A 24,818-nucleotide genomic window follows, 5' to 3' on the forward strand; every position below is an offset into this window, starting at 1 on the left:
TCCTCCCGCGCCGGCCGCGCGGCGACCTCGCCCCTCCCTATAAAGTAAGAGTCGCTCATGTCTTTCGCTTCCCTCGGCCTCGCCGAACCGCTGGTGCGGGCCGTCAACGAACTCGGTTATACCGAGCCGACCCCGATCCAAACCCAGGCCATCCCCGCCGTACTCGGCGGCGGCGACCTGCTCGCCGGCGCGCAGACCGGCACCGGCAAGACCGCCGGCTTCACGCTGCCGATCCTGCAGCGCCTGCACACCTTCTATGCGTCCCATCCGGGCGCGAAGCGCACGGTGCGCGCGCTGATTCTCACGCCGACGCGCGAACTCGCCGCCCAGGTCGAGGAAAGCGTGCGCGCGTACAGCAAGTACGTGAAACTGCGCTCGGCCGTGATGTTCGGCGGCGTCAGCATCAATCCGCAGATCGATGCGCTCCGGCGCGGCGTCGACATCGTCGTCGCGACGCCCGGCCGCCTGCTCGACCACATGCAGCAGAAGACCATCGATCTCTCGCAGCTCGACATCCTGGTGCTCGACGAGGCCGACCGGATGCTCGACATGGGCTTCATCCACGACATCAAGCGCGTGCTCGCGAAGCTGCCGCCGAAGCGCCAGAACCTGCTGTTCTCCGCAACCTTCTCCGATGAGATCAAGGCGCTCGCCGACAGCCTGCTCGACAACCCCGCGCTGATCGAGGTCGCTCGCCGCAACACCACCGCCGAAAAGATCGCGCAGAAGATCCACCCGGTCGACCGCGACCGCAAGCGCGAGCTGCTGACCCACCTGATCCGCGAACACAACTGGTTCCAGGTGCTCGTGTTCACCCGCACCAAGCACGGCGCGAACCGGCTCGCGGAACAGCTGGCGAAGGACGGCATCAGCGCGCTCGCGATCCACGGCAACAAGAGCCAGTCGGCGCGCACGCGCGCGCTGTCGGAATTCAAGAGCAATACGCTGCAGGTGCTGGTCGCGACCGACATCGCCGCGCGCGGAATCGACATCGACCAGTTGCCGCACGTCGTCAACTTCGACCTGCCGAACGTGCCCGAGGACTACGTGCACCGGATCGGCCGCACCGGCCGCGCGGGCGCGAACGGCGAGGCGGTGTCGCTCGTCTGCGTCGACGAGAAGCAATTGCTGCGCGACATCGAGCGGCTCATCAAGCGCGAGATTCCGCAGGAAGTGATCTCGGGCTTCGAGCCCGATCCGAACGCGAAGCCGGAGCCGATCCAGCGTCGCGGCCAGGGTCAAGGTCAAGGTCAGGGTCAGCGCGGCGGCAACGCCGGCGGCGGCCAACGTTCGCCGCGCGCGGGTGGGCCCGCGCCGGCGCAGGCCGCGCCGCGCCGCAGCGAAGGCGGTCAGGCGAAGCAGGCCAAACAGCCCGCCAAGCCGCGCGCGCCGCAAGGCGGCGGCGGCAACGGCGGCCGACCGGCGGCCGGCACGGGCGGCGGCGGCGCGCACGCGAACCGCAGCCGTTCGTCGCGCAGCGGCCAACGCGGCCACTGAACCCCACGCCCCGGCTCCGCCCGGGGCGTGCCGCTATGCGGGGGCCGCGTTCGCGAGCGCCGTCAGCTGCGCGACCTGGCGCGCCCAGCGCGCCAGCACCGCATCGGCGGCCTCGCCCAGTTCGAACGTGATGCCCGTCGCCAGCCGCGCGTAACCGACCCGCTGCGCCTCCGCGCCCGCCAGCGTCGCGCGAAAAACCGCGAGACCGTCCGGCGTCGCGCCGGCGGGCTCGACCGACAACTGCGCCTGATGAAACGCGCCGTCCCACACGAAGCTCAGCGTCGCCGCGCGCCGCTGCGGCAACGCGCGCGCGCCGCGCGATTGCGGCCATAGCGCGAAGTACAGCGTGCGTGCGTCGGGCGCGTACAGCTCGCCCGCGCTGAGCAGCGTGGTGCGGATCTGCGGCAGGCCGTCCAGTTCGTCGGCCACCAGCAGCGACGCGGTGAAGCCGGCCTTGGCGGCAAGCCGCGCACCGTCGAACAGCGCGGCGACGGCGGACGGCCAGGCGTCGTAATGCACGCGCTCAAGCGCGGCGCGGTCGGTGTCGGTCACGGAGGAATCCTCGCGGAGCAGGGCGCGCCGCGCTCAACGGAAGAGCACATGCTGGGTCAGCTTGGCAAGCGGGTAATGGACGCCCGGCTGGATCCGCGCGGGCAGGTCGAGCGGCTTGAGCAACATCTTCACGCACATGTCGGCGGACAGGTTGCGACGCACCAGCGCATTGACGCGCGCCGCGCGCTCGCGGTTGTAGACGGCGTCGCCGACGCGCTCCGGATAGCGGGTCGCGAACACGTGCCGCAGCGCGATCTCCGAATCCTCGTTCTTGATCTCCATCACACGACGCAGCAACGCGCCCAGCACCGCGAGCCGGCCGTTGCCCTCGATCCGGTTGTACTTCTTGAAATATTTGAAGAAGTGCTTGTAATGACGCACCTCGTCGGTCCGGATGTAGTCGGTGATCTGCTTGAGCACGGGCTCGTCGGAACACTCGTTGATCGCGCGGTAGAGCGTCGCGGTGCCGGTCTCGACGACGCAGCGCGCGACCATCTCGAGCGCACGCGTCTTCTCGAACGCCTCGACCGAACAGGTTTTCGAATATTCGTCAAAGAAGCTGGCGAACGCGCGATCCCAGTCGAACTCGGGCCACACGTGCGCGATATACGCCTTCAGCGCGCGGCCGTGCTGCAGTTCCTCGTGTTCCCAATGCGTGTTGAGCCATTCGGATACTTCCGGATCGTCGCCGAAGAACTGACTCAGGTTGCTGGTGTAAAGATCGGACCCGCTCTCGATGAACGAGGCCGCGCACAGCAACAGCAGCAGATCCTCGTTCGCCGCCGCGCGCTGGCGGTCGATCCTCGTCAAGTCGATATCTTCGATACGCCAGGGCATGACATGCGTCGCTTCAGCCTGCATGGTGGGCTCCCTAGCGCCGTATCCGGCAGGACCCCAGCCGGGCACGAAGGTGCGCGGTTGGCGATCTTGTCGAATGCGGCACTTTGAAATCGGTTAGTCGATAGGTCCGGGCATCTTAGCCGGACTTTCATGCTCGTGCCTTCAAACACTGACCGTCCAGGGTAGACGCGGTTCCACCGGAGCGCTTACCCAATATTAGACAAGTCATTCCAAAGCCGCCCCAATAAAAAAGGCGGCCCGTGGGCCGCCCGCCGGGCGCGATGCGCGGCGCCCGTTCAAAACCCGGCCGCGAGCCCGTCGCGGCGGCTGTCGCTCGCCGCCACGTAGCCGCGCTCGGGCTCGTCGCGATCGAGTCGCCAGATGAACTGGCCGGAACCGAAATCCATGTAAGGATCGTCAACCGACTTGATCGCATGGCCGCGCGCCGTCAGCTCGGCGACCACCGCCGGATCGAGCGTCGACTCGACGTCGAGCGTGAAATCGCGGTTGACCTTCCAGCGCGGCGCATCGCACGCGGCCTGCGGCTGCTGGCCGTAGCCGAGCATCCGCACGATGGTCTGCAGGTGGCCCTGCGGCTGCATGTCGCCGCCCATCACGCCGAAGCTCATCACCGCCTCCCGCCGCCCCGCCGCCTGCTCCGTGACGAAGCCCGGGATGATGGTGTGGAACGGCCGCTTGCCGCCCGCCACCACGTTCGGCGACGCCGGATCCATCGAGAACCCGCAGCCGCGGTTCTGCAGCGCGATGCCCGTGCCCGGCACCACGAGCCCGGAACCGAAGCCCATGTAGTTCGATTGAATGAAGCTGACCATCATGCCGCGCTCGTCGGCGGCGCTCAGGTAGATGGTGCCGCCCGCGCGCGGCATGCCGAAGCTGAAATGGGTCGCGCGCCTCGGATCGATCAACTTCGCGCGCGCGTCGAGGTAGGCGTCGTCGAGCATCTGTTCCGGCGTGACGTCCATCGCGCGCGGCTCGGCGACATAGCGGTACACGTCGGCGAACGCGAGCTTCATCGCCTCGATCTGGATGTGCTGCGCATCGGCCGAGTCGAGCGGCAGGCCGTCGAGATCGAAACGCTCCATGATGCCCAGCGCGATCAACGCGGCGATCCCCTGCCCGTTCGGCGGAATCTCGTGCACCGTGCGGCCGCGATAGTCCTTGCCGATCGGCTCGACCCATTCGGCCCGGTAGCCGCGCAGATCCTCGGCCGTCAGCGCACCGCCGCCGTCGCGCGCGAAGCCCGCGATCGCCTCTGCGAGGCTGCCCTCGTAGAACGCGCGCGCGCCTTCGCGCGCGAGCGTGCGCAACGTGCGCGCATGGCCCGGGAAACACACCCGCTCGCTGACCTCGGGCGCGCGCCCGCGCGGCATGAAGGTGTCGGCGAAGCCCGGCAGCGCGTGCAGCTCGGGCACGGCCGCCGCCCATTTGTGCGCGACGATCGCCGCGACCGCGTGGCCGCGCTCGGCCACCTCGATCGCGGGTTCGAGCAGATCCGCGAACGGCAGCGAGCCGAACTTCGCGTGCAGCGCCTCCCAACCCGCGATCACGCCCGGCACGGTCACCGTGTCCCAGCCGCGCTTCGGCTGCCGCGCGAGGCCGTCGCCCGCGTCGCCGTGGCGGCGGCGGAAGTAGTCGGGGTTCCACGCGGCCGGCGCGACGCCCGAGGCGTTGAGCCCATGCAGCCGCGCGCCATCCCAGACCAGCGCGAATGCATCGCCGCCGAGGCCGCACGACACCGGCTCGACCACCGTGATCATCGCCGCGGCCGCGAGCGCCGCGTCGACCGCATTGCCGCCCTTCCACAGCATCCGCAGGCCGGCCTGCGCCGCGAGCGGATGGGAGGTCGACACCAGGTTGCGCGCGAACACGGGCACGCGCGTCGTCGGATACGGGTTCTGCCAGGCAAAGCGGGTCATGTCAGCACTCTCGGGTCGATACGGGAAAGGCGGGCCGCGCCGCGCGGCCGCAACCCGCCATTGCAACGTGAAAGGCGGATTCGATCAAATTCATTTATCACATGAATCCATTCATTCAAATCATGAATAGGACGGGTACGCGCGCGCACGGCGCGCCGGAATGTTCGTTCGAACACCCTTACAATACCGCGTACCCACCGTCCTCCGAACGACTCGCACGCATCCCATGACCCGAGACCCCCGCATCAGCCTCAACGCGCGCCAGCAGGAACTGCTCGATTGGGTGCAGCGCGACGGTTTCGTGACCGTCGACGATCTCGCCGCGCATTTCGCCGTGACGCCGCAGACGATCCGCCGCGACGTCAACTGGCTCGCCGACCTGAACCTGCTGCGCCGCTACCACGGCGGCGCGAGCCTGCCGACCAGCTCGGAAAACGTGTCGTACACGGCGCGCCAGCGGATGTTCCACGACGAGAAGCGCCGCATCGCCGCGCTCGCCGCGTCGCACATCCCCGACCAGGCGTCGCTGTTCATCAATCTCGGCACCACGACCGAGGAGGTCGCGCGCGCGCTGAACCGCCACCACGGGCTGCGCGTGGTCACCAACAACCTGAACGTCGCGGCGATGATGAGCGGCTATCCGGAGTGCGAGGTGCTGATCACGGGCGGCATCGTGCGCCCGTGGGACAAGGGGATCGTCGGGGAGCTGGCGATCGACTTCATCCGCCAGTTCAAGGTCGACTACGCGATCATCGGCACCTCGGCGATCGAGACCGACGGCACGCTGCGCGACTTCGACACGCGCGAGGTGCGGGTGGCCGAGGCGATCATGGAGCATGCGCGCACCGTCTACCTCGTCACCGACCATTCGAAGTTCGGCCGCCCGGCGCTGGTGCGCCAGGGCCACCTGAGCCAGATCCATGCGCTGTTCACCGACAAGCCGCTGCCAGCGGAGATGAGCGAGACCGTCGCCGCGGCCGGCACCCAGGTGTTCGTGGCGGAATGAACAGCCGGAGACCCGGGGCCCGGCGATCCGACGACCGATAACCGACCGCCTTCGCGCTGTTGCGTCGCAACCCAAACCTCAAGTCAAATCAAGAAGTTGCCACGCAAGCGCACCCGCTCGGACGCGCCAAACCTGTCAATCGGAAAATTTTCGGGGCGGGATTTGGAGAAGTCCCGGCGATTGACTAGACTCCCAATCCCGGCGCGGCTGTCCGCGCAATGCGGGTAGCCGGTGATGACCGTGCCGGCGGTAGCGGCTTTTCCCCCCACGCCTTCCCTCGCTGGGTGACGCGTACCGGGCCTCCCGATACGTGGGCAGTACGGTTGTCATGGAGAGAACGATGCTCAGTCCGCATGAATTTGCCACGCTATTGCTTGTGAAGGACGCCCCCGACCAAGCCGACATGGAACGCGACGAACTTGACGCCCTGCTCGAACGTCAGCTCGTCAAGCTCGAGGCGCTGGGCTCGGGCCGCAAATACTGCGTCACCGAAAGCGGCGACGCCGCCCTCAGATCGATCAAGCACCGCTTCTCGTGAAGCGGGCCCGCCCGCCCGCGGCCTGACGGGCATCCGGCGGCGCGCCACGCGCGCCGCGTTGCTTGGCGTCTCTCGTCCTCAACCGCCGCGCAGCGTCGGATCGACCGCCGCGCGCCAGCTCAGCGCTTTCGCGCGCTCCCCGTTGAAATAGTCCGCCCACGCGCCGCGCGCGGCCGCGTCGTCGCGCGCGCCGAGCGCCGCGTGACGCGCGGCCAGCTCACGCCCGAACGCGCAGAACCGCGCGTCCGTCAGCCCGCCGTGCCGCTTCGCGACCCACGCATCGTAGAGCGCCGAATACACCGGCTGCGCGTCCGCGCCGTAATCGGCCTCCGCCCCGCCGCACTGCGTCTGCAGCGCGGCGAACGACGGCGCGCCCCAGCCGCCCGTCAGGGGCGGCGTGCCCACGCATCCGGCCAGGAGCGCGAGCGCGCCGGCCGCCATCCAGTTGCGCATGTTCCACCTCGGATTGCCACGATCCCGTGAGTATCGTCCGGGATTGCCCGTAGCGCCACCCGGCCCTCTTAAACGAACTTTACTTTTTCAATTTTGTTCATTAAATTTCGAATTCGAACATTTCTAGTTCGTCTCATTTTCTGTTAAGACGATAAGGGACAGCAGGTGACTCAACTGAACCGATACGATCTGCTCGTCGTCGGCGGCGGGATCAACGGCGCGGGCATCGCGCGCGATGCGGCCGGCCGCGGCCTGTCGGTGCTGCTCTGCGAGCAGGACGACCTCGCTTCGCACACCTCGTCGTGCAGCACGAAGCTGATCCACGGCGGGCTGCGCTACCTCGAGTACAAGGAATTCGGGCTCGTGCGCAAGGCGCTGCAGGAGCGCGAGACGCTGCTGCGCGCGGCGCCCCACATCATGTGGCCGCTGCGCTTCGTGATGCCGCACATGCCGAACCTGCGGCCCGCGTGGCTGATCCGTCTCGGCCTGTTCCTCTACGACCACCTCGCGCGGCGCGAGCTGCTGCCCGGTTCGCGCGGCATCGACATGCGCCGCCACGCGGCCGGCGCCCCGCTCATCGATTCGATCAAGCGCGGCTTCGTCTACTCGGACGGCTGGGTCGACGACGCGCGGCTCGTCGTGCTGAACGCGCTCGACGCGCAGGAGCGCGGCGCGCGCATCCTGACCCGTACCCGCCTCGTCTCGGCCGAGCGCCGCGACGGCGAATGGGTCGCGCAGCTGCGCCAACCCGACGGCGAGACGCTGACGGTACACGCGCGCGCGATCGCGAACGCCGCCGGCCCGTGGGTCGGCGAGGTGCTGCACGGCGCGCTCGGCCGCGGCGCGCAGCACAGCGTGCGGCTCGTGAAGGGCAGCCATATCGTCACGAAGCGCCTGTTCGATCACGACCACGCGTATATCTTCCAGAACCCGGACAAGCGGATCATCTTCGCGATTCCCTACGAGCACGACTACACGCTGGTCGGCACGACGGACGTCGAATATCACCACGATCCGGCCAAGGTCGCGATCGACCGCGACGAAACGCTCTACCTGTGCGAGTCGATCAATCGCTATTTCAAGCGTAAGATCTCGCCCGCCGACGTGCACTGGACCTATTCCGGCGTGCGCCCGCTGCTCGAAGAGGAAGGCGCCGACAATCCGTCCGCGGTCACGCGCGACTACCGGCTCGAACTCGACGACAACGGCGCGCCGCTGCTGTCGGTGTTCGGCGGCAAGATCACGACCTTCCGCAAGCTCGCCGAAGAAGCGGCCGACCTGCTGTGCCGCTCGCTCGACAAGCCCGCCGGCGCCTGGACGGCCGGCGCGGCGCTGCCCGGCGGCGACATCGCCGACGCGCGCTTCGCGCCGTTCGCCGAGGCCTTCGCGAAACGTCATCCGTGGCTGCCCGCCGGGCTCGCGCGACGCTATGCGCGCGCCTACGGCACGCGCGCCGCGAGCGTGCTCGGCGGCGCGACCTCGCTCGCGGAACTCGGCGCGCCGATCGCGCCCGGTCTCTACGAAGCGGAGCTGCGCTACCTGCGCGACGTCGAATGGGCGACCCGCGCGGAGGACGTGCTGTGGCGCCGTTCGAAGCTCGGCCTGCATGTCGCGCCTGGCACGCTCGACGCGGTCGCCGCCGCGCTCGACGCCTGGTTCGCGACCGCCCGACCGACCGCGGCTGCGCACTGAATGGCACGGAAGGTCCGGTAACACCCCACGCGCCGCTCCCCGCGGCGCGCATCACAACTACGCTTGCATGGAGATGAGACAAATGCAGGATCAGTACATTCTCGCTCTCGACCAGGGCACCACCAGCTCCCGCGCGATGCTGTTCGATCGTCAGGGCAATATCGTGTCGATCGCTCAGAAGGAATTCGAGCAGATCTACCCGCAACCGGGCTGGGTCGAGCACAACCCGCAGGAAATCTGGTCGACCCAGGCAGGCGTCGCGGCGGAAGCCGTCACGCGCGCCGGCCTGAACGGCACGTCGATCGCCGCGATCGGCATCACCAACCAGCGCGAAACCACGATCGTGTGGGATCGCGAGACCGGCCAGCCGATCTACAACGCGATCGTGTGGCAGGACCGCCGCACCGCCGACTTCTGCGACCAGCTGAAGGCGCAGGGCCTCGACGAGAAGGTGCGCGCGAAGACCGGCCTGCCGATCGACTCCTACTTCTCCGGCACCAAGATCCGCTGGATCCTCGACAACGTCGAGGGTGCGCGCGAGAAGGCGCGCCAGGGCAAGCTCGCGTTCGGCACGGTCGACAGCTGGCTCGTGTGGAACTTCACCAAGCACGAGCTGCACGTGACCGACGTGACCAACGCGTCGCGCACGATGCTGTTCAACATCCACACGCGCGAGTGGGACGACGATCTCCTGGAAGCGCTCGACATCCCGCGCAGCATGCTGCCGGAAGTGCGCGCGTCGTCGGAGATCTACGGCAACACCAAGACCACCGTGTTCGCCTCGAAGATCCCGCTCGCGGGCATCGCGGGCGACCAGCAGGCGGCGCTGTTCGGCCAGATGTGCACGACCTCGGGCATGGTCAAGAACACCTACGGCACCGGCTGCTTCCTGATGATGAACACCGGGACCAAGCCGATCGAGTCGAAGAACAACCTCGTGACGACGATCGCATGGCAGGTCGGCAACGAGGTGAACTACGCGCTCGAAGGCAGCATCTTCATCGCGGGCGCGGTGGTGCAGTGGCTGCGCGACGGCCTCGGCATCATCAAGAGCGCGGCCGAGATCGAAGCGCTCGCGGCCAGCGTGCCGCACACCGACGGCGTCTACCTCGTGCCCGCCTTCGCCGGCCTCGGCGCGCCGCACTGGAACCCGCGCGCGCGCGGCTCGCTGTTCGGCGTGACGCGCGGCACGACGTCCGCGCACCTCGCGCGCGCGGCGCTCGATTCGATCGCCTACCAGTCGCTCGACGTGCTGAAGGCGATGGAGGCCGACTCGGGCATCCGCATCGGCGAGCTGCGCGTCGACGGCGGCGCGAGCGCGAACAATCTGCTGATGCAGTTCCAGGCAGACCTGCTCGGCGTCGACGCGGTGCGTCCGCAGATCACCGAGACCACGGCGCTCGGCGCCGCGTATCTCGCGGGTCTCGCGATCGGCTACTGGGAAAACCTCGACGACCTGCGCAGCCAGTGGCAGCTCGACAAGCGCTTCTCCCCGTCGCTGGCGGACCGTGAAGTCAGCGCCTGTCTGTCCGGCTGGCAGCGCGCGGTGCGCGCGGCGAAGGCCTGGGCCGACGACACGAAGTAAACTGCGGCACCGGTAAAACAACCCTTCATTAGAAATAGCAGGCGGGCCGCGCGACCTTCGCGCGAGTCCGCCGCATTGGTAGAGCGAGACAAACATGTCACCTTATATTGCAGAATTCATCGGCACGGCGATCCTCGTGCTGCTGGGCAACGGCGCGGTCGCCAACGTATTGCTGGCGAAGACCAAGGGCCGGGGCGCGGACCTGATCGTGATCGTGATGGGCTGGGCGATGGCCGTGTTCGTCGCGGTTTACGTGACCGCCTCGTTCAGCGGCGCGCACCTGAATCCGATCGTCACGATCAGCCTCGCGCTCGCGGGCAAGTTCGCGTGGTCGAAGGTGCTCGGCTACATCGTGTCGCAGATGCTCGGCGGCATGGCGGGCGCGCTGCTCGTCTGGCTCGCGTATCGCCAGCACTTCGCGAAGGAAGTCGATCCCGACCTGAAGCTCGCGGTCTTCTGCACCGCGCCCGCGATCCGCAGCGTCACGCACAACGTGCTGACGGAGGCGATCTGCACCTTCGTGCTGATCCTCGGCGTGCTGTACCTCGCCGCGCCGCAAGTCGGCCTCGGCGCGCTCGACGCGCTGCCGGTCGGTCTCCTCGTGCTCGGCATCGGCATCTCGCTCGGCGGCCCGACGGGCTACGCGATGAGCCCCGCGCGCGACCTGTCGCCGCGCATCATGCACGCGCTGCTGCCGATCCCGGGCAAGCGCGACAGCGACTGGCGCTATGCGTGGGTGCCCGTGCTCGGGCCGCTGCTCGGCGGCTCGCTCGCAGCGGGGCTCTACCTGTACCTGCATTCGGCGCGCTGAGCGCGATGTGTGCGGCGGGCCACCCAGGCCCGCCAAAACCCGCCGGCGGCCCCGCCCCGGCGGGTTTTTTGCATGGAGACGACCCACCGCGTCGCGGGTGAAAGCACGTATGATGGCGACTGACTGCTGATTCCTGCCTTCGTCCCTGCTCCTATGCTCGACCATCTCATCTGCGACTGCGACGGCGTCCTCGTCGACAGCGAAGTGATCGCCGATCGCGTGCTGTTCGACACGCTGTCCGACACGTTCCCCGGCATCAATTTCACCGCCGACGCGAAAGCCGCGTTCGGCCAGCAGACCTCGCGCTTTCTCGCGGGTCTCGAAACGCGTCACGGCATCACGATGCCGCCCGACTTCCTGCAAACGATCGAACAGCGCGTCGAGGACGCGCTCGCCCGTTCGCTCACGCCGATTGCCGGCGTGCGCGAGGCCCTGCTGAAGGTGAAGCTGCCGGTGGCCGTGGTGTCGAACAGCGGGCTCGACCGGGTGCGGCGCTCGCTCAAGCGCGCGGCGCTGACCGACGTGTTCGGCGAGCGCGTGTTCAGCGCCGAGCAGGTCGCGCATCCCAAGCCCTATCCCGACGTCTATCTGTTCGCCGCGCTCTCGCTCGGCGTCGATCCGTCGCGCTGCCTCGTCATCGAGGACAGCATGTCCGGCCTGAACGCCGCACGCGCGGCCGGCATGAAGACGATCGCGTTCGTGGGCGCGAGCCACATTCCGGGCGGATACGAGGACGTGCTGCGCAAGCTCGGCGTGACGCGCATCATGCGCTCGATGGACGAACTGCCCGCGCTCGTCGCGGCAGGCGCGCGCGGCGCGTTCGGGGATCTGCAGTCGTAGACTGCGACGACGCGCGGCATGCCGGTCGTCGTCACGACGGACGCCCGACGAGGCTGCGCGATTCCTGCCCGCGCTTCGCACGCGGCGGCGCACGGTGAACGCGACGCGGCCGACCCGCGCCGCCGCACACCGCGTTCGCGCGCAGCCATCGCGCACGGCGTCCGGGCCGTTCACCGGCCCGCCCGGCCCGCGAATCCGAATCCGACCGCCGGCCCGCAAGCCGGCGGCCCGCCTCACCCGATCACGCGGCGTCGACGCATGCGTCGCGCTCGCGCGCGGCCGCGAGCGCGGTGCGGAACGCCACCAGTTCCTCGATCGTCAGCATCGGCAGGTCGTGCTGCTCGGCAAAGCGCGCGACATCGTCGCCGCGCGTCATCGTGCCGTCCGGATTCATCAGCTCGCACAGCACGCCGGCCGGCTTGAGGCCCGCGAGGATCGTCAGGTCGACCGTCCCCTCGGTATGGCCGCGCCGCGCGAGCACGCCGCCCGGCGCCGCGCGCAGCGGGAACACGTGGCCCGGCCGCACGATGTCGGCGGGCCGCGCAGCGTCGGCGATCGCCGCGCGGATCGTCGTCACGCGGTCGGCCGCCGACACGCCGGTCGACACCCCGTCGCGCGCCTCGATCGACACCGTGAACGCGGTGCCGTTGCGGCTCTCGTTCAGTTGCACCATCGGCGGCAACTCAAGCGCGCGGACCTTCTCGTCGGTCAGGCACAGGCACACGATGCCGCTGCATTCGCGGATCAGGAGCGCCATCGTCGCATCGGTGAGCCGTTCGGCGGCGACGATCAGGTCGGCCTCGTTCTCGCGATCGTGATCGTCCTGCAACACGACCGCGCGCCCTTCGCGCAACGCGGCAAGCGCAGCGGCGATGCGCGGCGGCACCGGTTCATCGGCCAGCAGGGGAAGATCGGCAAAGGCGTCGGCAGGCGCCGGCGCGGAAGACAACGGAAAGGACATGTGAAACGCTCCTCGCAAGACAAATTGGGCGAAAAACGTTCCAGGGCATTGCAAACAGACAGAACGACGCTGCGCCGCCTCATGCTTGGCGCATGCAGCGGACGCGTCTCGACGCACGTGACTATCTGCACATCTTCTTTCATCCGGACTATGACCGTCGGCTCTGGCATCGGACCAGATCTGCTGACCCCGTGCAGGGCACGGGCGCTCGCGGGCTCGCCGGCTTCTCGCCAGCCTACCGCCGGTGGGGAATTGCACCCCGCCCTGAAGACGCACTGATTGAAAAACACCGGATCGACCGGCGGGCCAAGCATACAACAGCTGCGCGAAAGTCGCAGCGGAAACCCTCAAAACCCGACCGACGGCCCCGTCTAAACCGGCGCCGTCATTGCGGCACATGCCAGCGCGGCGGCACCTCGGCGTTGACCGTCACGCGGAACGCGCGCGCCTCGGTGTCGCCGGGATTGCGCAGCGTGTACGGCTGGTCCGCGTCGAACACGATCGCGTCGCCCGTGGCAAGCAGCTGGCGGCGGTCATGCACGCTGATTTCCAACGTGCCCTCGCTGACGACGAGATTGATGCTCGTGCCCGGCGCGCGGCGCACGCCGGTCTCGGTATGCAGCGGCGCGACGCGCAGCGCGTGGAACTCGGTCGCCGACGGTTCGCCTTCCGGATACAGCGCGCGCGTCGAGAAGCGGCCGTTCGAGCTGACCACGTGCGCCGCGCGTTCCGCCGGCAGATGCTCGAAACCGTTGACCGCATGGCGGCGCAGGAATGCCGCGACCGACACCTTGAGCGCCGCCGCGATCTTGCACAGCACCTTGATCGACGGCACGCTGCGCGCCGATTCGATCTGCGCGAGCATCGCCCGCGACACGCCGGACAAGCGCGCGAGCGCGTCGAGCGACAGTTGCCGCTCGGCGCGCAGCCGCGCGAGATTCACGCCGACCACCCGTTCGAGCGCATCGAACGGCTCCTGCGGCGCGAACGCCGCGACCGCGGCATCTGCGGCGGATACATCGCGCACGAGCGCCAGGGATGAATGCATGGCTTGGCCTCCGGGGCTGCGTCGCAACCCAGTGAATTAGGTGGGGCAAGACTAGCACCCGGGTCCGCGCGGGCAAACGAAGTTATCTTCACACTGTTATCAGCATCGCGGAGGAATGCGCCGCAACCCGGCGCATGCCGGCCGGTTATCGCGTCGCCGACGCGGCGCCCGCGCCGGCCGCGCCGCGCGCGTCGAGCCGCGACGCGCCGAACGTGACCGCGAGCGCCGCGCCGGTGACGAGCACCGCGACCCACGGCAGCGCGTCGAGCGCGAAGCCGTGCGTGAGCGCGAGGCCGCCCAGCCATGCGCCGCCCGCATTGCCGACGTTGAACGCGCCGATGTTGAGCGTCGAGGCGAGATGCGGCGCATGCGCGGCCTTCTCGACCACGCGCGCCTGCAGCGGCGGCACCGTCGCGAACGCCGCGATGCCCCACACGAACACCGTGATCGCGGACGCGACCGGCAGGTGGCTCGTCTTCGCGAACACGGCCATCACCGCCATCAGCGCGACCAGGATCGCCATCAGGGCCGGCATCAGCGCGCGGTCGGCGAGCTTGCCGCCGAGCGTGTTGCCGATCGTCAGGCCCGCGCCGAACAGCACCAGGATCAGCGACACCGCGCGCGGCGAGAAGCCGCTCACGTCCTCGAGGATCGGCGCGATATAGGTGAACACGACGAACACGCCGCCGAAGCCGAGCACGGTCATCAGGAGTGCGAGCCATACCTGCGGATCCCTGAGCACGCGCACTTCGCGGCCGAGGCCGACCGGCCCCGCGTCGTGCCGGTTCGGCACCAGCGCCGCGACGCCCGCGAGCGCGGCCACGCCGAGGCCCGCGACGATCCAGAACGACGCGCGCCAGCCGAGCAGCTGGCCGATGAAGGTGCCGAACGGCACGCCGAGCACGTTCGACAGCGTGAGGCCCGTGAACATCAGCGCGATCGCGCTCGCGCGCTTGTCGGCCGGCACCAGCGACGATGCGACCACCGCGCCGATGCCGAAGAACGAACCGTGCGCGAACGAGGTGACGACCCGCGCGACCATCAGCATCGCGTAGTCCGACGCGATCGCGCACAGCACGTTGCCGACGATGAAGATGGCCATCAGCAGCTGCAGCGCGGCCTTGCGCGGCATGCGGCTCGTCAGCACCGCGAGCAGCGGCGCGCCGACCGCGACGCCGAGCGCGTAGCCGCTGACGAGCAGGCCCGCGGACGGCAGCGTGACCGACAGGTCGCGCGCGACGTCGGGCAGCAGGCCCATGATGATGAATTCGGTGGTGCCGATGGCGAACGCGCTGATCGCGAGCGCCAGCAAGGGAATAGGCATGGAAGGCTCCGGGTCCGGCAAGGCGGCGCGGAACCGTTGCCGCGCCGCATCAAAGATGCAATCGAGCGCGCATTGTCTCGAATACGCTCATTTTTGATAATTGGCGTAGCATTTGAATCATTTTCAAAAATCCTGGAAGAATCACATGGACCGGCTCGGCGATATCCGCCTGTTTGTCGAGGCCGCCGAGCTGGGCAGCCTGTCCGCCGCCGGGCGCAAGCTGAACCTGACGCCCGCCGCCGCCAGCGCGCGGCTCGCGAAGCTGGAGGCCGCCGTGTCGACCCGGCTGTTCGAGCGCTCGACCCGCCGCCTGCGCCTGACCGAGGAAGGCCGGCTCTACCTGAACGGCTGCCGCCAGGCGCTGCAGGCGCTCGACGACGCCGACGCGCTGCTGCACAGCGGCCGCGGCGCGGTCAGCGGCAAGCTGCGGCTGTCGGCCACCTCCGACTTCGGCCGCCACCAGCTGCTCGACTGGCTCGACGCGTTCAGCGCGCGCCATCCGGACGTGAGGTTCGCGCTCACCGCGACCGATTCGTCGTCGAACCTGTGGCAGGACGACATCGATCTCGCGATCCGCTTCGCCGCGCCGCCCGACGGCGCGCTGGTCGCCCGGCGGCTGGCCGCCGACCGCCGCGTGCTGTGCGCCGCGCCCGGCTATCTCGCCGAACACGGTGCGCCGCGCGATCCGCACGATCTGGCGCGGTTCCGCTGCAACGTGGTCACGATCGCGTCGGGCCCGCTCAACACCTGGCGCTTCAGCCGCGCCGGCGTGACCCAGACCTACATCGCCCCGCTCGCGTCCGCCTACGAGACCAACGACGGCGACCTGATGCGCGCGTGGACGATCCGCGGCCACGGGATCGCGCTCCAGTCGATCTGGGACGTCGCGGACGACGTCCGCGCCGGCCGCCTGAAGGTCCTGCTGCCGGACTGGCGGCACCACGACGCGCCGCTGCACGCGATCTACCCCGGCAAGCGCTACATGGCGCCGCGCGTGCGCGCGCTGCTCGATTTCCTGATCGAGCGCTTCGCGGCCGAGGAGGCCGCGCTCGACGACCTGCTGACCGCGTGCCGCTGATCCGGCGCCGACCGCCCCGAAAGGGTCTCATCCCCTGCGCGTCCGGCGTCGCGCCGCCGCAACCGCGCGCCGCCTGTCACGCGGCGGATATCCGCCGGGCGGGCCCGAAAAGCTATAATGGAAAGCTTTCCCGACGGCATTTGCTCGCGCATGCGTGCCGCCGCGCCCAAGGCGCGCGGCGGCGGCGCACTTCAGCGCGTTGCGATCCGTCCCCGATCGGCTTTTGAACGACGCCCCCAGGTCAACCACTGCGAACGGCGAACCCCCATGACCAAGAAAGTTTACGTAAAAACCTTCGGCTGCCAGATGAACGAGTACGACTCGGACAAGATGGTCGACGTGCTCAACGCCGCTGAAGGCCTCGTCAAGACGGACACCCCCGAAGACGCGGACATCATCCTGTTCAACACCTGCTCGGTGCGCGAGAAGGCGCAGGAAAAGGTGTTCTCCGACCTCGGCCGCGTGCGCGAGCTGAAGGAGGCGCGCCCCGACCTGCTGATCGGCGTCGGCGGCTGCGTCGCGAGCCAGGAAGGCGCGTCGATCGTCGCGCGCGCGCCGTACGTCGACCTCGTGTTCGGCCCGCAGACGCTGCACCGGCTGCCGTCGATGATCGACGCGCGCCGCGCGAGCGGCCGCGCGCAGGTCGACATCACGTTCCCCGAGATCGAGAAGTTCGACCACCTGCCGCCCGCGCGCGTCGATGGCCCGAGCGCGTTCGTGTCGATCATGGAAGGGTGCAGCAAGTACTGCAGCTATTGCGTGGTGCCGTACACGCGCGGCGAGGAAGTGTCGCGCCCGCTCGACGACGTGCTCACCGAGATCGCCGGCCTGGCCGAACAGGGCGTGCGCGAAGTCACGCTGCTCGGCCAGAACGTGAATGCCTATCGCGGCGCGCTCACGCAGGGCGCGCAGGAGATCGCCGATTTCGCGACGCTGATCGAATATGTCGCGGACCTGCCCGGCATCGAGCGGATCCGCTACACGACCTCGCATCCGAAGGAATTCACGCAGCGCCTGCTCGACGTCTACGCGAAGGTGCCGAAGCTCGTGAACCACCTGCACCTGCCGGTGCAGCACGGCTCCGACCGCATCCTGATGGCGATGAAGCGCGGCTACACGGTGCTCGAATACAAGTCGGTGGTCCGCAAGCTGCGCGCGATCCGCCCGGACCTGTCGCTCGCGACCGACCTGATCGTCGGCTTCCCCGGCGAGACCGAGGACGACTTCGCGAAGATGATGGCGCTCGTCGAGGAGATGGGCTACGACACCAGCTTCTCGTTCATCTACAGCCCGCGCCCCGGCACGCCGGCCGCGAACCTGCACGACGACACCCCGCGCGAAGTCAAGCTGCGCCGCCTGCAGCACCTGCAGGCGACCATCGAGGAAAACGTCGCGCGGATCAGCCGGTCGATGGTCGGCCGGGTCGAGCGCATTCTCGTCGAAGGGCCCTCGCGCAAGGATCCGAACGAACTGGCAGGCCGCACCGAGAACAACCGGGTGGTGAATTTCCCGGCGCCCGTCGCGTCGCACCCGCGCCTGATCGGCCAGATGATCGACGTGAAGATCAACCACGCGTACCCGCACTCGCTGCGCGGCGAACTCGTGCTCGCGCACGACGACGCCAGCGCGGCCACGCACTGAAGCCCCCCGCAGGAGCCTGACGCCACTTTGAAGCCCGCCCAAGCACTGGAATTCACCGCGCCGCGCGACGACAACGCGCGCCTTGCCAACCTCTGCGGTCCGCTCGACGAGAATCTGCGGCAAATCGAGCAGGCGCTCGACGTGACGCTGCAGCGGCGCGGCCACCGGATCGCGATCCGCGGCCGCGGCGCGAGGCTCGCGCTGACCGCACTCGAGAACTTCTACAACCGCGCGCGCGATCCGCTGTCGCTCGACGACATCCAGCTCGCGCTCGTCGAGGCCCGCCACACCGGCCGGGCCGCGCGCCCGAACGGCGGCGGCGACGAGCTCGACGTGCGCTTTCGCGGCGATCCGGATCATCCGTTCGACGAGCCCGCCGTGCGGCTCGACGACGAAACCGGCGAAGAGGCGGGCCCCAAGCTCTACACGCGCCGCGCCGACCTGCGCGGCCGCACGCCCGCGCAGCGCGAGTATCTGAAGCAGATCCTGTCGCACGACGTGACCTTCGGGATCGGGCCGGCCGGCACCGGCAAGACCTATCTCGCGGTCGCCTGCGCGGTGGACGCGCTCGAGCGCGACCAGGTCAAGCGCATCGTGCTGACCCGGCCCGCGGTCGAGGCGGGCGAGCGGCTCGGCTTCCTGCCCGGCGATCTCGCGCAGAAGGTCGACCCGTACCTGCGCCCGCTGTACGACGCGCTGTACGACCTGCTCGGCTTCGACAAGACTGCGAAGATGTTCGAGCGCCAGATGATCGAGATCGCGCCGCTCGCCTACATGCGCGGCCGCACGCTGAACCATGCGTTCATCATCCTCGACGAGGCGCAGAACACCACGCCCGAGCAGATGAAGATGTTCCTCACGCGGATCGGCTTCGGCTCGAAGGCCGTGGTGACGGGCGACACGAGCCAGGTCGACCTGCCGCGCGGCCACAAGAGCGGCCTCGTCGAGGCGCAGCAGGTGCTCAACGGCGTGCGCGGCATCGCGCTCACGCGCTTCACGAGCGCGGACGTGGTGCGCCATCCGCTCGTCGCGCGCATCGTGGAAGCCTACGACGGCTTCCACGCGCAGCATCAGGACGACTGATCCGTCCCGGGCCGGGCGCCGCCGGGCCGCCCGGCCATTTGGTGTATGCTCGGCCCGTTCACTTCGACGCCCGCTCCATGAAATCGTCACGCCAAGCTTCCCCCCGACGCGCGGCCGCCGCCGCCGACCTCCCCCGCCTGTCGCTGTTCGACGCGAAGGGCAAAGTCAAGACCGTCGCCGCGCAGGCGCTGCGCATCGACTTCGCCGACGGCCGCAGCCTGATGTTCGATCTGTCCGGCAGCTCCGGCGACGCCGCGGTCGCGATCGTCGCGCAGCATGCCGACCCGGCGCAGCGCGCCACGCTCGGGCTGCGTCCCGAGCACTACGACAGCGTGACCGTGCATGTCGGCGCGGAACCCGCGCCGGTGGCCGACGAGGACTACGCGGGCGCGGCCGAGCCGGCGCTTGCGCTGTCGGTGCAGTACGGCGACGAGATCACGGCCGCCGTGCGCAAGACCCTGCCCAAGCGCAAGCTGATCGCCGAATGGCTCGCCCCGGCGATCCTCGACGCGGCCGAGCTGACGGTGCGTTTCGTCGGCACGAAGGAAGGCCGCTCGCTCAACGGCGAGTACCGGCACAAGGACTACGCGACCAACGTGCTGACCTTCGCCTACGGCGATTCGCCGACGGGCGCGGTGGTCGGCGACCTGGTGCTGTGCTGCCCGGTCGTCGAAAAGGAAGCCAAGGCGCAGGGCAAGCCGCTCGAGGCGCACTACGCGCACCTGCTCGTGCACGGCGCGCTGCACGCGCAGGGCTATGACCACGAGACGGGCGAGGCGGATGCCGCCGAGATGGAAGCGCTCGAAATCGACATCCTCGCGAAGCTCGGCTTTCCGAATCCTTACCAGTAAGCCCGCGCCGCCGTGAACGCGCCCGCTGCTTCAGCGTACCCGCCCGCCGCGCTCGGCGAAGGCCGGCTCCTGTCGGAGGCCGAGCTGAGCGCATCGCTCGCCGCGACGCTCGGCGGCTGGGACGGCCAGCGCGACCTGTGGCTGTTCGGCTATGGCTCGCTGATCTGGAACCCGGGGCTGCCGGTGGCCGAGGCGCTGCGCGCGCGCGTGCACGGCTACCACCGCGGCCTGTACCTGTGGTCGCGCGTGAACCGCGGCACGCCCGCACAGCCGGGCCTCGTGCTCGCGCTGGACCGCGGCGGCTCGTGCAGCGGCATCGCGTTCCGGCTCGCCGGACCGACCGCGCTGCCGCACCTCGAAGCGCTGTGGAAACGCGAGATGCCGATGGGCTCGTACCGCCCGGCCTGGCTGCCCTGCCAGCTCGCGAACGGCGCGCGCGTGCCCGCGCTCGCGTTCGTGATGCGCCGCGAAGCGCCGACCTACACCGGCAAGCTCGACGACGCGATCGTCAAGGCGGTGTTCGACTGCGCGCAGGGCCGCTACGGTACGACCCTCGACTACGTGAGCCGCACCGTCGCCGCGCTGCGCGACAGCGGCATCCCCGACCGCGCGCTCGAGGCGCTGCTCGCGCGCTGCCGCTGAGCGGCCCGGCCGTACCGCGAGGCCGTTACGGCGAGGCCGACACAGCGACGCCACGACCTTGGTGTATCCTTGATCATTCCGTGACAGCGCGCCCCAACCGAAACCAGGCGCACCACCATGAACGATTCCTATCCCAGTCGAAAATTCACCGACAAACCGCATGAAAAGCGCTCGCTGCTCGAGCGCCTGACCGACTTCATCTCGCCCGAGCCCGACTCCCGGGCCGAGCTGCTCGAAATCCTGCAGGACGCGCACGAACGCAACCTGATCGACGCCGATTCGCTGTCGATGATCGAAGGCGTGTTCCAGGTCTCCGACCTGTGCGCGCGCGACATCATGGTGCCCCGCGCCCAGATGGACGCGCTCAACATCGCCGACAAGCCCGAGGATTTCATCCCCTTCGTGCTGGAAAAGGCCCATTCGCGCTACCCCGTCTACGAAGACAACCGCGACAACGTGATCGGCGTGCTGCTCGCGAAGGACCTGCTGCGCTTCTACGCCGAAGAAGAGTTCGATGTGCGCGGAATGCTGCGCCCGGCCGTGTTCATCCCGGAATCGAAGCGCCTGAACGTGCTGCTGCACGACTTCCGCGTGAACCGCAACCACCTCGCGATCGTCGTCGACGAGTACGGCGGCGTGGCGGGCCTCATCACGATCGAGGACGTGCTCGAACAGATCGTCGGCGACATCGAGGACGAATACGACTTCGACGAGGAAAGCGGCAACATCATCTCGGCGCCGGACGGCCGCTACCGCGTGCGCGCGCTGACCGAGATCGAGCAGTTCAACGAGACGTTCGGCACCGATTTCCCCGACGACGAAGTCGACACGATCGGCGGCCTCATCACGCATCACTTCGGCCGCGTGCCGCATCGGGGCGAGAAGCTGCGCCTCGACAACCTGATCTTCGAAATCCAGCGCGGCGACGCGCGTCAGGTCCACGTGCTGCTGGTGCGCCGCGATCCGCTTGCCGGCCGCCGCAGCGCATCCGCCGGCGACGACTGAACGCCGGGCCGCTTCGTCCCCTCCCTCGCATCCGACGCTCTCGCATGGCCGATCCGATCCCGTCCCGCCCGCGGCGCGGCGCCGCTTTTTCCGCATCCGGCCGTGCGCTGCCGGGCTGGCACTACCCGGCCGCACTGCTGGCGGGCGCGGCCAACACGCTGACCTTCGCGCCGACGCCGCACGGGGGCTGGCTGCAACTGCTGGTGTTCGCGTGGTTCTACGCGCAGCTCGTGCGCACCACGAGCCGCGCGCGCGCCGCGCTCACGGGCGCCGCGTTCGGCTTCGGCAACTTCCTCAGCGGCATCTGGTGGCTGTACATCAGCATGCACGTGTACGGCGAGATGGCCGCGCCGCTGGCGGGCGGCGCGCTCGTGCTGTTCTGCCTGTACCTGTCGGCTTATCCGGCGCTCTCGGCGCTGCTGTGGTCATGGTGCGCGGGCCGTCCCGGCAACGGCCGCGCCGAGGCCCGGCCGTTCTCGCCGACCTGGCACGGCGCGTTCGCCTTCGCGAGCGCCTGGGCGCTCGGCGAGTGGCTGCGCGGCACCCTGTTTACCGGCTTCCCGTGGCTCGCGAGCGGCTATCCGCAGGTCGACGGGCCGTTCGCCGGCTACGCGGCGCTGGTCGGGGTGTACGGCATCGGCTGGGTGCTCGCGCTGTTCGCGGCGCTCGTCGTGCAGGCCCTCGTGCGCTGGCGCACGCCCGGCCGCGCGTCGGCCGGCGCGGCCGCGCCGGCGGCGCTCGCGCTCGCGCTCGTCGCGGGCGGCCTCGCGCTCGCCCAAGTGCCGTGGACCGTGCCCGCGAACGCGCCGCTCAGCGTCCGGCTGCTGCAAGGCAACGTGAAGCAGGACGTCAAGTTCGAGGAAGCCGGCATCGTCGCCGCGATCGCGATGTACCAGAAGATGATCACCGACAAGCCGGCCGACCTGATCGTCACGCCGGAGACCGCGATCGCCGTGCTGATCCAGGAGCTGCCCGAGCCGTTCGCGCGCGCGATACGCAAGTTCAGCGACACGACCGGCTCGGCGGTGCTGTTCGGCGCGGTGGGCGCAACGGTGACCGACGACGGCCGGATCATCGACTACACCAACAGCCTGTACGGCGTCACGCCGAACTCGAAGGACATCTACCACTACGACAAGCATCACCTGGTGCCGTTCGGCGAGTTCATCCCGTGGGGATTCCGCTGGTTCGTCGACCTGATGAAGATGCCGCTCGGCGACTTCGCGCGCGGCGCGCCGGTGCAGCGGCCGTTCCTCGTGCACAACCAGCCGGTGATGGCGGACATCTGCTACGAGGACATCTTCGGCGAGGAAATCGCCGCGACGATCCGCGACAACCCGCAACCGCCGGGCGTGCTCGTCAACGTGACCAACCTCGCGTGGTTCGGCGACACCATCGCGCTCGACCAGCACCTGCAGATCGCGCGGATGCGCTCGCTCGAAACCGGCCGGCCCATGCTGCGCGCGACCAACACCGGCATGACGGCCGCCATCGACGCGCGCGGCCGCGTGATCGGCAAGCTGCGCCCGTTCACGATCGGCGTGCTCGACGTGCGCGTCGAAGGCACGACGGGCAGCACGCCCTACGTGACGAGCGGCAATACCGCCGTGCTCGCGCTGTCGCTGGTGCTGCTCGCCTTCGGCTTCGCGTTCGGCCCGCGCCTGCGCCGCCGCGGCTGACGCGCAGGCGCGCCCGCGCCTTCAGGCGGCCCAGTCCGCGCCGGACACCAGCGCGCGCAGGTCGCGCGCGACCGCCTCGAGCACCGGCTCCCACTGCGTGAAGGCCGACTGCCGATACAGCGTCACGCTCGGATACGACGGGCTGTCGCGCCGCTCGAGCCGCCACGGCCAATGCGGATTCACGTCGAGCAGCACCCAGGTCGGCCGGCCGAGCGCGCCGGCCAGATGCGCGACCGAGGTGCAGACCGTCACGACCAGATCGAGCGACGCGATCAGCGCCGCCGTATCGTCGAAGCTGCGCAGCGCGTCGGTGTGATCGATCACGGGGAAGCCGGCCGCCCGCGCGGCCGCGACGTCCTGATCCGCGCCCGGCTGCAGCGAATGGAACGCCACGCCCTCCAGCCCGCCGAACGCGGCCGCGTAGCGCTCGAGCCCGACCCGCCGCAACGGATTGCGCTGATGGGTCAGGCTGCCCGTCCAGGCCAGACCGACCCGGAACCGCCGCACGCCCGGCGCGGCCGCCTCGTCGCCGGCGTCGAGCCGCGCGCGCCACGCGTCGCGCGCCTCCTGATCGGCGCGCAGGTACGGCACGGTCTCGCCGAGCGCCGCATCGCCGAGCCCGAGCAGCCAGGGCACGCTCATCAACGGCACTTCGTAGTCGCAGGCAGGCAGCGCCTTGACGCCGCCGCCCGCGCTGAATCCGTCGACGTGCTCGCCGAGCGTGCGCTCAAGCAGCGCGGCGAGCGGCGGGAAGGTGTTCCACAGCAGCCGGCCGCCCTCGCGATGCACACGCTCGGCCAACACCGGCACGTAGCGACAGAACTGCAGCAGGTCGCCCATCCCCTGCTCGCCCCACAGCAGCAGCGTCTTGCCCGCCAGCGGCTCGCCGCGCCAGCGCGGCGCGGGCAACGTGGGCAGCTTGCCGCGCAGCTCGCCCGAGCCCGCCCAGCGCGCTTCGTGCTCCGCCCAGCCCGTCGCGTAATCGCCGCGCACCAGATGCAGGATCGCCAGATTGAAGCGATAGGTCGGATCGTCGGGCGCGCGCTCGCACGCGAGGCGCGTGAAGCGCTCGGCATCGTCCCAGCGCTGCGCCTCCTTGCAGGCGCTCGCCGCGTTGTTCAGCGCGAGCGGATTGTCCGGCGCGAGCGCGAGGGCGGTGTCGGCCGCACTCAACGCGCCCTCGAGGTCGAAACGGGCGATCCGCACGGTGACCAGGTTGATCCACGCGTCGACGTCGCGCGGCTCGACCCGCACCGCCTCTTCCAGCAGCGCGTTCTCGTCGGCCGGGTCGCCGCCCGACAAGCGGATCGCGATCGCCAGGTTGTTGCGCAGCGACGGCCAGTCGGGCGTATGCGCGAGCACCGCCCGGTACGGCGCGACCGCATCGGCATGGCGCCCGGCGAGCTGCAGTGTGTAGCCGTAGTTGAAGCCGGCATCCGCCGAATCCGGATGCAGCCGCCATTGCAGCTCCGCGAGCGCGAGCGCGTCGGCGCCGTGGCCTTCGCGCAGCAGCACCCCGGTCAGCTGGCGGATCGCGGCGTCGTCGAGGCGGTGCAGGTGCGCGGCCGCATCGAGCCACAGCGCGCGCGTCCCGGCCCGGCCGGCGTTGCCCGCCTCGAGCGCGCGGCGCAGGAACGCGAGGAGGGGCGGCAGGAGCGGCAACTGCGGAACGGTGGAGGTCATGGGATCGGGCGCGCGAATTCTGATCTGCACATCTTACCGGTTCCGTCGCGCGCGCAAGCGATTCCGTGCAGT

Annotated in this window: 22 protein-coding genes and 1 riboswitch; of the genes, 14 read left to right on the plus strand and 8 right to left on the minus strand. The window is 69.4% G+C overall.

The features are described from left to right. Nucleotides 1-57 precede the first annotated feature (57 nt). Nucleotides 58-1,497 (plus strand): DEAD/DEAH box helicase, encoded by a 1,440-nt coding sequence (locus Bsp3421_RS26945; RefSeq protein WP_273999019.1) that lies wholly within the window; start codon nucleotides 58-60, stop codon nucleotides 1,495-1,497. A gap of 33 nt (nucleotides 1,498-1,530) precedes the next feature. Here Bsp3421_RS26945 and Bsp3421_RS26950 read toward each other — a convergent pair whose 3' ends face one another. The 3 genes from Bsp3421_RS26950 to Bsp3421_RS26960 form a co-directional block, all read right to left on the minus strand. Further along, on the minus strand, nucleotides 1,531-2,049 hold the full coding sequence (locus Bsp3421_RS26950; RefSeq protein WP_273999020.1) for a hypothetical protein: 519 nt from the start codon (nucleotides 2,047-2,049) through the stop codon (nucleotides 1,531-1,533). 33 nt (nucleotides 2,050-2,082) lie between these two features. Beyond that, on the minus strand, nucleotides 2,083-2,910 hold the full coding sequence (locus Bsp3421_RS26955) for a ferritin-like domain-containing protein (protein ID WP_273999022.1): 828 nt from the start codon (nucleotides 2,908-2,910) through the stop codon (nucleotides 2,083-2,085). Nucleotides 2,911-3,185: 275 nt separating this feature from the next. Then, nucleotides 3,186-4,826, minus strand: coding sequence for a gamma-glutamyltransferase family protein (locus Bsp3421_RS26960; protein WP_273999023.1), 1,641 nt, complete (start codon nucleotides 4,824-4,826; stop codon nucleotides 3,186-3,188). Nucleotides 4,827-4,986: 160 nt separating this feature from the next. Here Bsp3421_RS26960 and Bsp3421_RS26965 point away from each other — a divergent pair, with 160 nt between their 5' ends. Together Bsp3421_RS26965 and Bsp3421_RS26970 are read left to right on the plus strand one after the other, a co-directional pair. Then, the gene (locus Bsp3421_RS26965) at nucleotides 4,987-5,832 is read left to right on the plus strand and encodes a DeoR/GlpR family DNA-binding transcription regulator (protein ID WP_443111533.1); all 846 of its coding nucleotides are present in this window, start codon (nucleotides 4,987-4,989) and stop codon (nucleotides 5,830-5,832) included. A gap of 340 nt (nucleotides 5,833-6,172) precedes the next feature. Further along, nucleotides 6,173-6,370, plus strand: coding sequence for a hypothetical protein (locus Bsp3421_RS26970; protein WP_273999025.1), 198 nt, complete (start codon nucleotides 6,173-6,175; stop codon nucleotides 6,368-6,370). 78 nt (nucleotides 6,371-6,448) lie between these two features. Here the strand turns inward: Bsp3421_RS26970 and Bsp3421_RS26975 are convergent, their stop codons facing one another. Further along, on the minus strand, nucleotides 6,449-6,823 hold the full coding sequence (locus tag Bsp3421_RS26975; protein WP_273999026.1) for a hypothetical protein: 375 nt from the start codon (nucleotides 6,821-6,823) through the stop codon (nucleotides 6,449-6,451). Nucleotides 6,824-6,988: 165 nt separating this feature from the next. On the opposite strand from Bsp3421_RS26975, the gene glpD reads away from it, so the two are divergent. The 4 genes from glpD to Bsp3421_RS26995 all read left to right on the plus strand — a co-directional run bounded on the left by glpD (nucleotide 6,989) and on the right by Bsp3421_RS26995 (nucleotide 11,751). Further along, nucleotides 6,989-8,515: a glycerol-3-phosphate dehydrogenase gene (gene glpD, locus Bsp3421_RS26980; RefSeq protein ID WP_273999028.1), complete on the plus strand. Its 1,527-nt coding sequence runs from the start codon at nucleotides 6,989-6,991 to the stop codon at nucleotides 8,513-8,515. Nucleotides 8,516-8,597: 82 nt separating this feature from the next. Then, a complete protein-coding gene (gene glpK, locus Bsp3421_RS26985) occupies nucleotides 8,598-10,100 on the plus strand; it encodes a glycerol kinase GlpK (RefSeq protein WP_273999030.1) in 1,503 nt (500 codons plus the stop codon). Between the two features lie 94 nt (nucleotides 10,101-10,194). Continuing rightward, complete coding sequence (locus tag Bsp3421_RS26990; protein WP_273999031.1) at nucleotides 10,195-10,911, plus strand: MIP/aquaporin family protein; 717 nt, start codon at nucleotides 10,195-10,197, stop codon at nucleotides 10,909-10,911. A 153-nt stretch (nucleotides 10,912-11,064) separates the two neighbouring features. Then, nucleotides 11,065-11,751, plus strand: coding sequence for an HAD family hydrolase (locus Bsp3421_RS26995; protein WP_273999033.1), 687 nt, complete (start codon nucleotides 11,065-11,067; stop codon nucleotides 11,749-11,751). 241 nt (nucleotides 11,752-11,992) lie between these two features. Here Bsp3421_RS26995 and ribB read toward each other — a convergent pair whose 3' ends face one another. The 3 genes from ribB to Bsp3421_RS27010 form a co-directional block, all read right to left on the minus strand. After that, nucleotides 11,993-12,712, minus strand: a complete 720-nt coding sequence (ribB, locus tag Bsp3421_RS27000; protein ID WP_273999035.1) for a 3,4-dihydroxy-2-butanone-4-phosphate synthase — start codon at nucleotides 12,710-12,712, stop codon at nucleotides 11,993-11,995. A 127-nt stretch (nucleotides 12,713-12,839) separates the two neighbouring features. After that, nucleotides 12,840-12,988, minus strand: a riboswitch (FMN riboswitch). A 109-nt stretch (nucleotides 12,989-13,097) separates the two neighbouring features. Then, nucleotides 13,098-13,760, minus strand: coding sequence for a helix-turn-helix domain-containing protein (locus Bsp3421_RS27005; protein ID WP_273999036.1), 663 nt, complete (start codon nucleotides 13,758-13,760; stop codon nucleotides 13,098-13,100). 145 nt (nucleotides 13,761-13,905) lie between these two features. After that, complete coding sequence (locus tag Bsp3421_RS27010) at nucleotides 13,906-15,084, minus strand: MFS transporter (RefSeq protein ID WP_273999038.1); 1,179 nt, start codon at nucleotides 15,082-15,084, stop codon at nucleotides 13,906-13,908. Between the two features lie 145 nt (nucleotides 15,085-15,229). Here Bsp3421_RS27010 and Bsp3421_RS27015 point away from each other — a divergent pair, with 145 nt between their 5' ends. From Bsp3421_RS27015 to lnt, 7 genes are all read left to right on the plus strand, one after another. Continuing rightward, a complete protein-coding gene (locus Bsp3421_RS27015) occupies nucleotides 15,230-16,162 on the plus strand; it encodes a LysR family transcriptional regulator (protein WP_273999039.1) in 933 nt (310 codons plus the stop codon). 267 nt (nucleotides 16,163-16,429) lie between these two features. Beyond that, nucleotides 16,430-17,803 carry a tRNA (N6-isopentenyl adenosine(37)-C2)-methylthiotransferase MiaB gene (miaB, locus tag Bsp3421_RS27020; protein ID WP_273999040.1) on the plus strand — a complete coding sequence of 458 codons (1,374 nt, stop codon included), beginning with the start codon at nucleotides 16,430-16,432 and terminating at the stop codon, nucleotides 17,801-17,803. 27 nt (nucleotides 17,804-17,830) lie between these two features. Further along, a complete protein-coding gene (locus tag Bsp3421_RS27025) occupies nucleotides 17,831-18,886 on the plus strand; it encodes a PhoH family protein (protein ID WP_273999042.1) in 1,056 nt (351 codons plus the stop codon). 77 nt (nucleotides 18,887-18,963) lie between these two features. Next, nucleotides 18,964-19,737 (plus strand): rRNA maturation RNase YbeY, encoded by a 774-nt coding sequence (ybeY, locus tag Bsp3421_RS27030; RefSeq protein ID WP_273999044.1) that lies wholly within the window; start codon nucleotides 18,964-18,966, stop codon nucleotides 19,735-19,737. 12 nt (nucleotides 19,738-19,749) lie between these two features. Then, a complete protein-coding gene (locus tag Bsp3421_RS27035) occupies nucleotides 19,750-20,379 on the plus strand; it encodes a gamma-glutamylcyclotransferase (RefSeq protein ID WP_273999045.1) in 630 nt (209 codons plus the stop codon). Between the two features lie 117 nt (nucleotides 20,380-20,496). Then, nucleotides 20,497-21,384 carry an HlyC/CorC family transporter gene (locus Bsp3421_RS27040; RefSeq protein ID WP_273999046.1) on the plus strand — a complete coding sequence of 296 codons (888 nt, stop codon included), beginning with the start codon at nucleotides 20,497-20,499 and terminating at the stop codon, nucleotides 21,382-21,384. Between the two features lie 44 nt (nucleotides 21,385-21,428). Next, nucleotides 21,429-23,063, plus strand: coding sequence for an apolipoprotein N-acyltransferase (lnt, locus tag Bsp3421_RS27045; RefSeq protein ID WP_273999047.1), 1,635 nt, complete (start codon nucleotides 21,429-21,431; stop codon nucleotides 23,061-23,063). Between the two features lie 21 nt (nucleotides 23,064-23,084). Here the strand turns inward: lnt and Bsp3421_RS27050 are convergent, their stop codons facing one another. Then, nucleotides 23,085-24,746 (minus strand): tetratricopeptide repeat protein, encoded by a 1,662-nt coding sequence (locus Bsp3421_RS27050; protein WP_273999048.1) that lies wholly within the window; start codon nucleotides 24,744-24,746, stop codon nucleotides 23,085-23,087. Nucleotides 24,747-24,818 lie beyond the last annotated feature (72 nt).

It is taken from the genome of Burkholderia sp. FERM BP-3421, from assembly GCF_028657905.1.
Taxonomy (GTDB): Bacteria; Pseudomonadota; Gammaproteobacteria; order Burkholderiales; family Burkholderiaceae; genus Burkholderia.

Coding starts and splice junctions, on each gene's coding strand:
- lnt (WP_273999047.1), top strand. CDS start 21,429: ATGGCCGATCCGATCCCGTCCCGCCCGCGGCGCGGCGCCGCTTTTTCC.
- ribB (WP_273999035.1), bottom strand. CDS start 12,712: ATGTCCTTTCCGTTGTCTTCCGCGCCGGCGCCTGCCGACGCCTTTGCC.
- Bsp3421_RS26995 (WP_273999033.1), top strand. CDS start 11,065: ATGCTCGACCATCTCATCTGCGACTGCGACGGCGTCCTCGTCGACAGC.
- Bsp3421_RS26990 (WP_273999031.1), top strand. CDS start 10,195: ATGTCACCTTATATTGCAGAATTCATCGGCACGGCGATCCTCGTGCTG.
- Bsp3421_RS26975 (WP_273999026.1), bottom strand. CDS start 6,823: ATGCGCAACTGGATGGCGGCCGGCGCGCTCGCGCTCCTGGCCGGATGC.
- Bsp3421_RS27015 (WP_273999039.1), top strand. CDS start 15,230: ATGGACCGGCTCGGCGATATCCGCCTGTTTGTCGAGGCCGCCGAGCTG.
- Bsp3421_RS27050 (WP_273999048.1), bottom strand. CDS start 24,746: ATGACCTCCACCGTTCCGCAGTTGCCGCTCCTGCCGCCCCTCCTCGCG.
- Bsp3421_RS27010 (WP_273999038.1), bottom strand. CDS start 15,084: ATGCCTATTCCCTTGCTGGCGCTCGCGATCAGCGCGTTCGCCATCGGC.
- Bsp3421_RS27040 (WP_273999046.1), top strand. CDS start 20,497: ATGAACGATTCCTATCCCAGTCGAAAATTCACCGACAAACCGCATGAA.
- glpK (WP_273999030.1), top strand. CDS start 8,598: ATGCAGGATCAGTACATTCTCGCTCTCGACCAGGGCACCACCAGCTCC.
- Bsp3421_RS26970 (WP_273999025.1), top strand. CDS start 6,173: ATGCTCAGTCCGCATGAATTTGCCACGCTATTGCTTGTGAAGGACGCC.
- Bsp3421_RS26955 (WP_273999022.1), bottom strand. CDS start 2,910: ATGCAGGCTGAAGCGACGCATGTCATGCCCTGGCGTATCGAAGATATC.
- ybeY (WP_273999044.1), top strand. CDS start 18,964: ATGAAATCGTCACGCCAAGCTTCCCCCCGACGCGCGGCCGCCGCCGCC.
- Bsp3421_RS26960 (WP_273999023.1), bottom strand. CDS start 4,826: ATGACCCGCTTTGCCTGGCAGAACCCGTATCCGACGACGCGCGTGCCC.
- miaB (WP_273999040.1), top strand. CDS start 16,430: ATGACCAAGAAAGTTTACGTAAAAACCTTCGGCTGCCAGATGAACGAG.
- Bsp3421_RS26945 (WP_273999019.1), top strand. CDS start 58: ATGTCTTTCGCTTCCCTCGGCCTCGCCGAACCGCTGGTGCGGGCCGTC.
- Bsp3421_RS27005 (WP_273999036.1), bottom strand. CDS start 13,760: ATGCATTCATCCCTGGCGCTCGTGCGCGATGTATCCGCCGCAGATGCC.
- Bsp3421_RS26965 (WP_443111533.1), top strand. CDS start 4,987: ATGTTCGTTCGAACACCCTTACAATACCGCGTACCCACCGTCCTCCGA.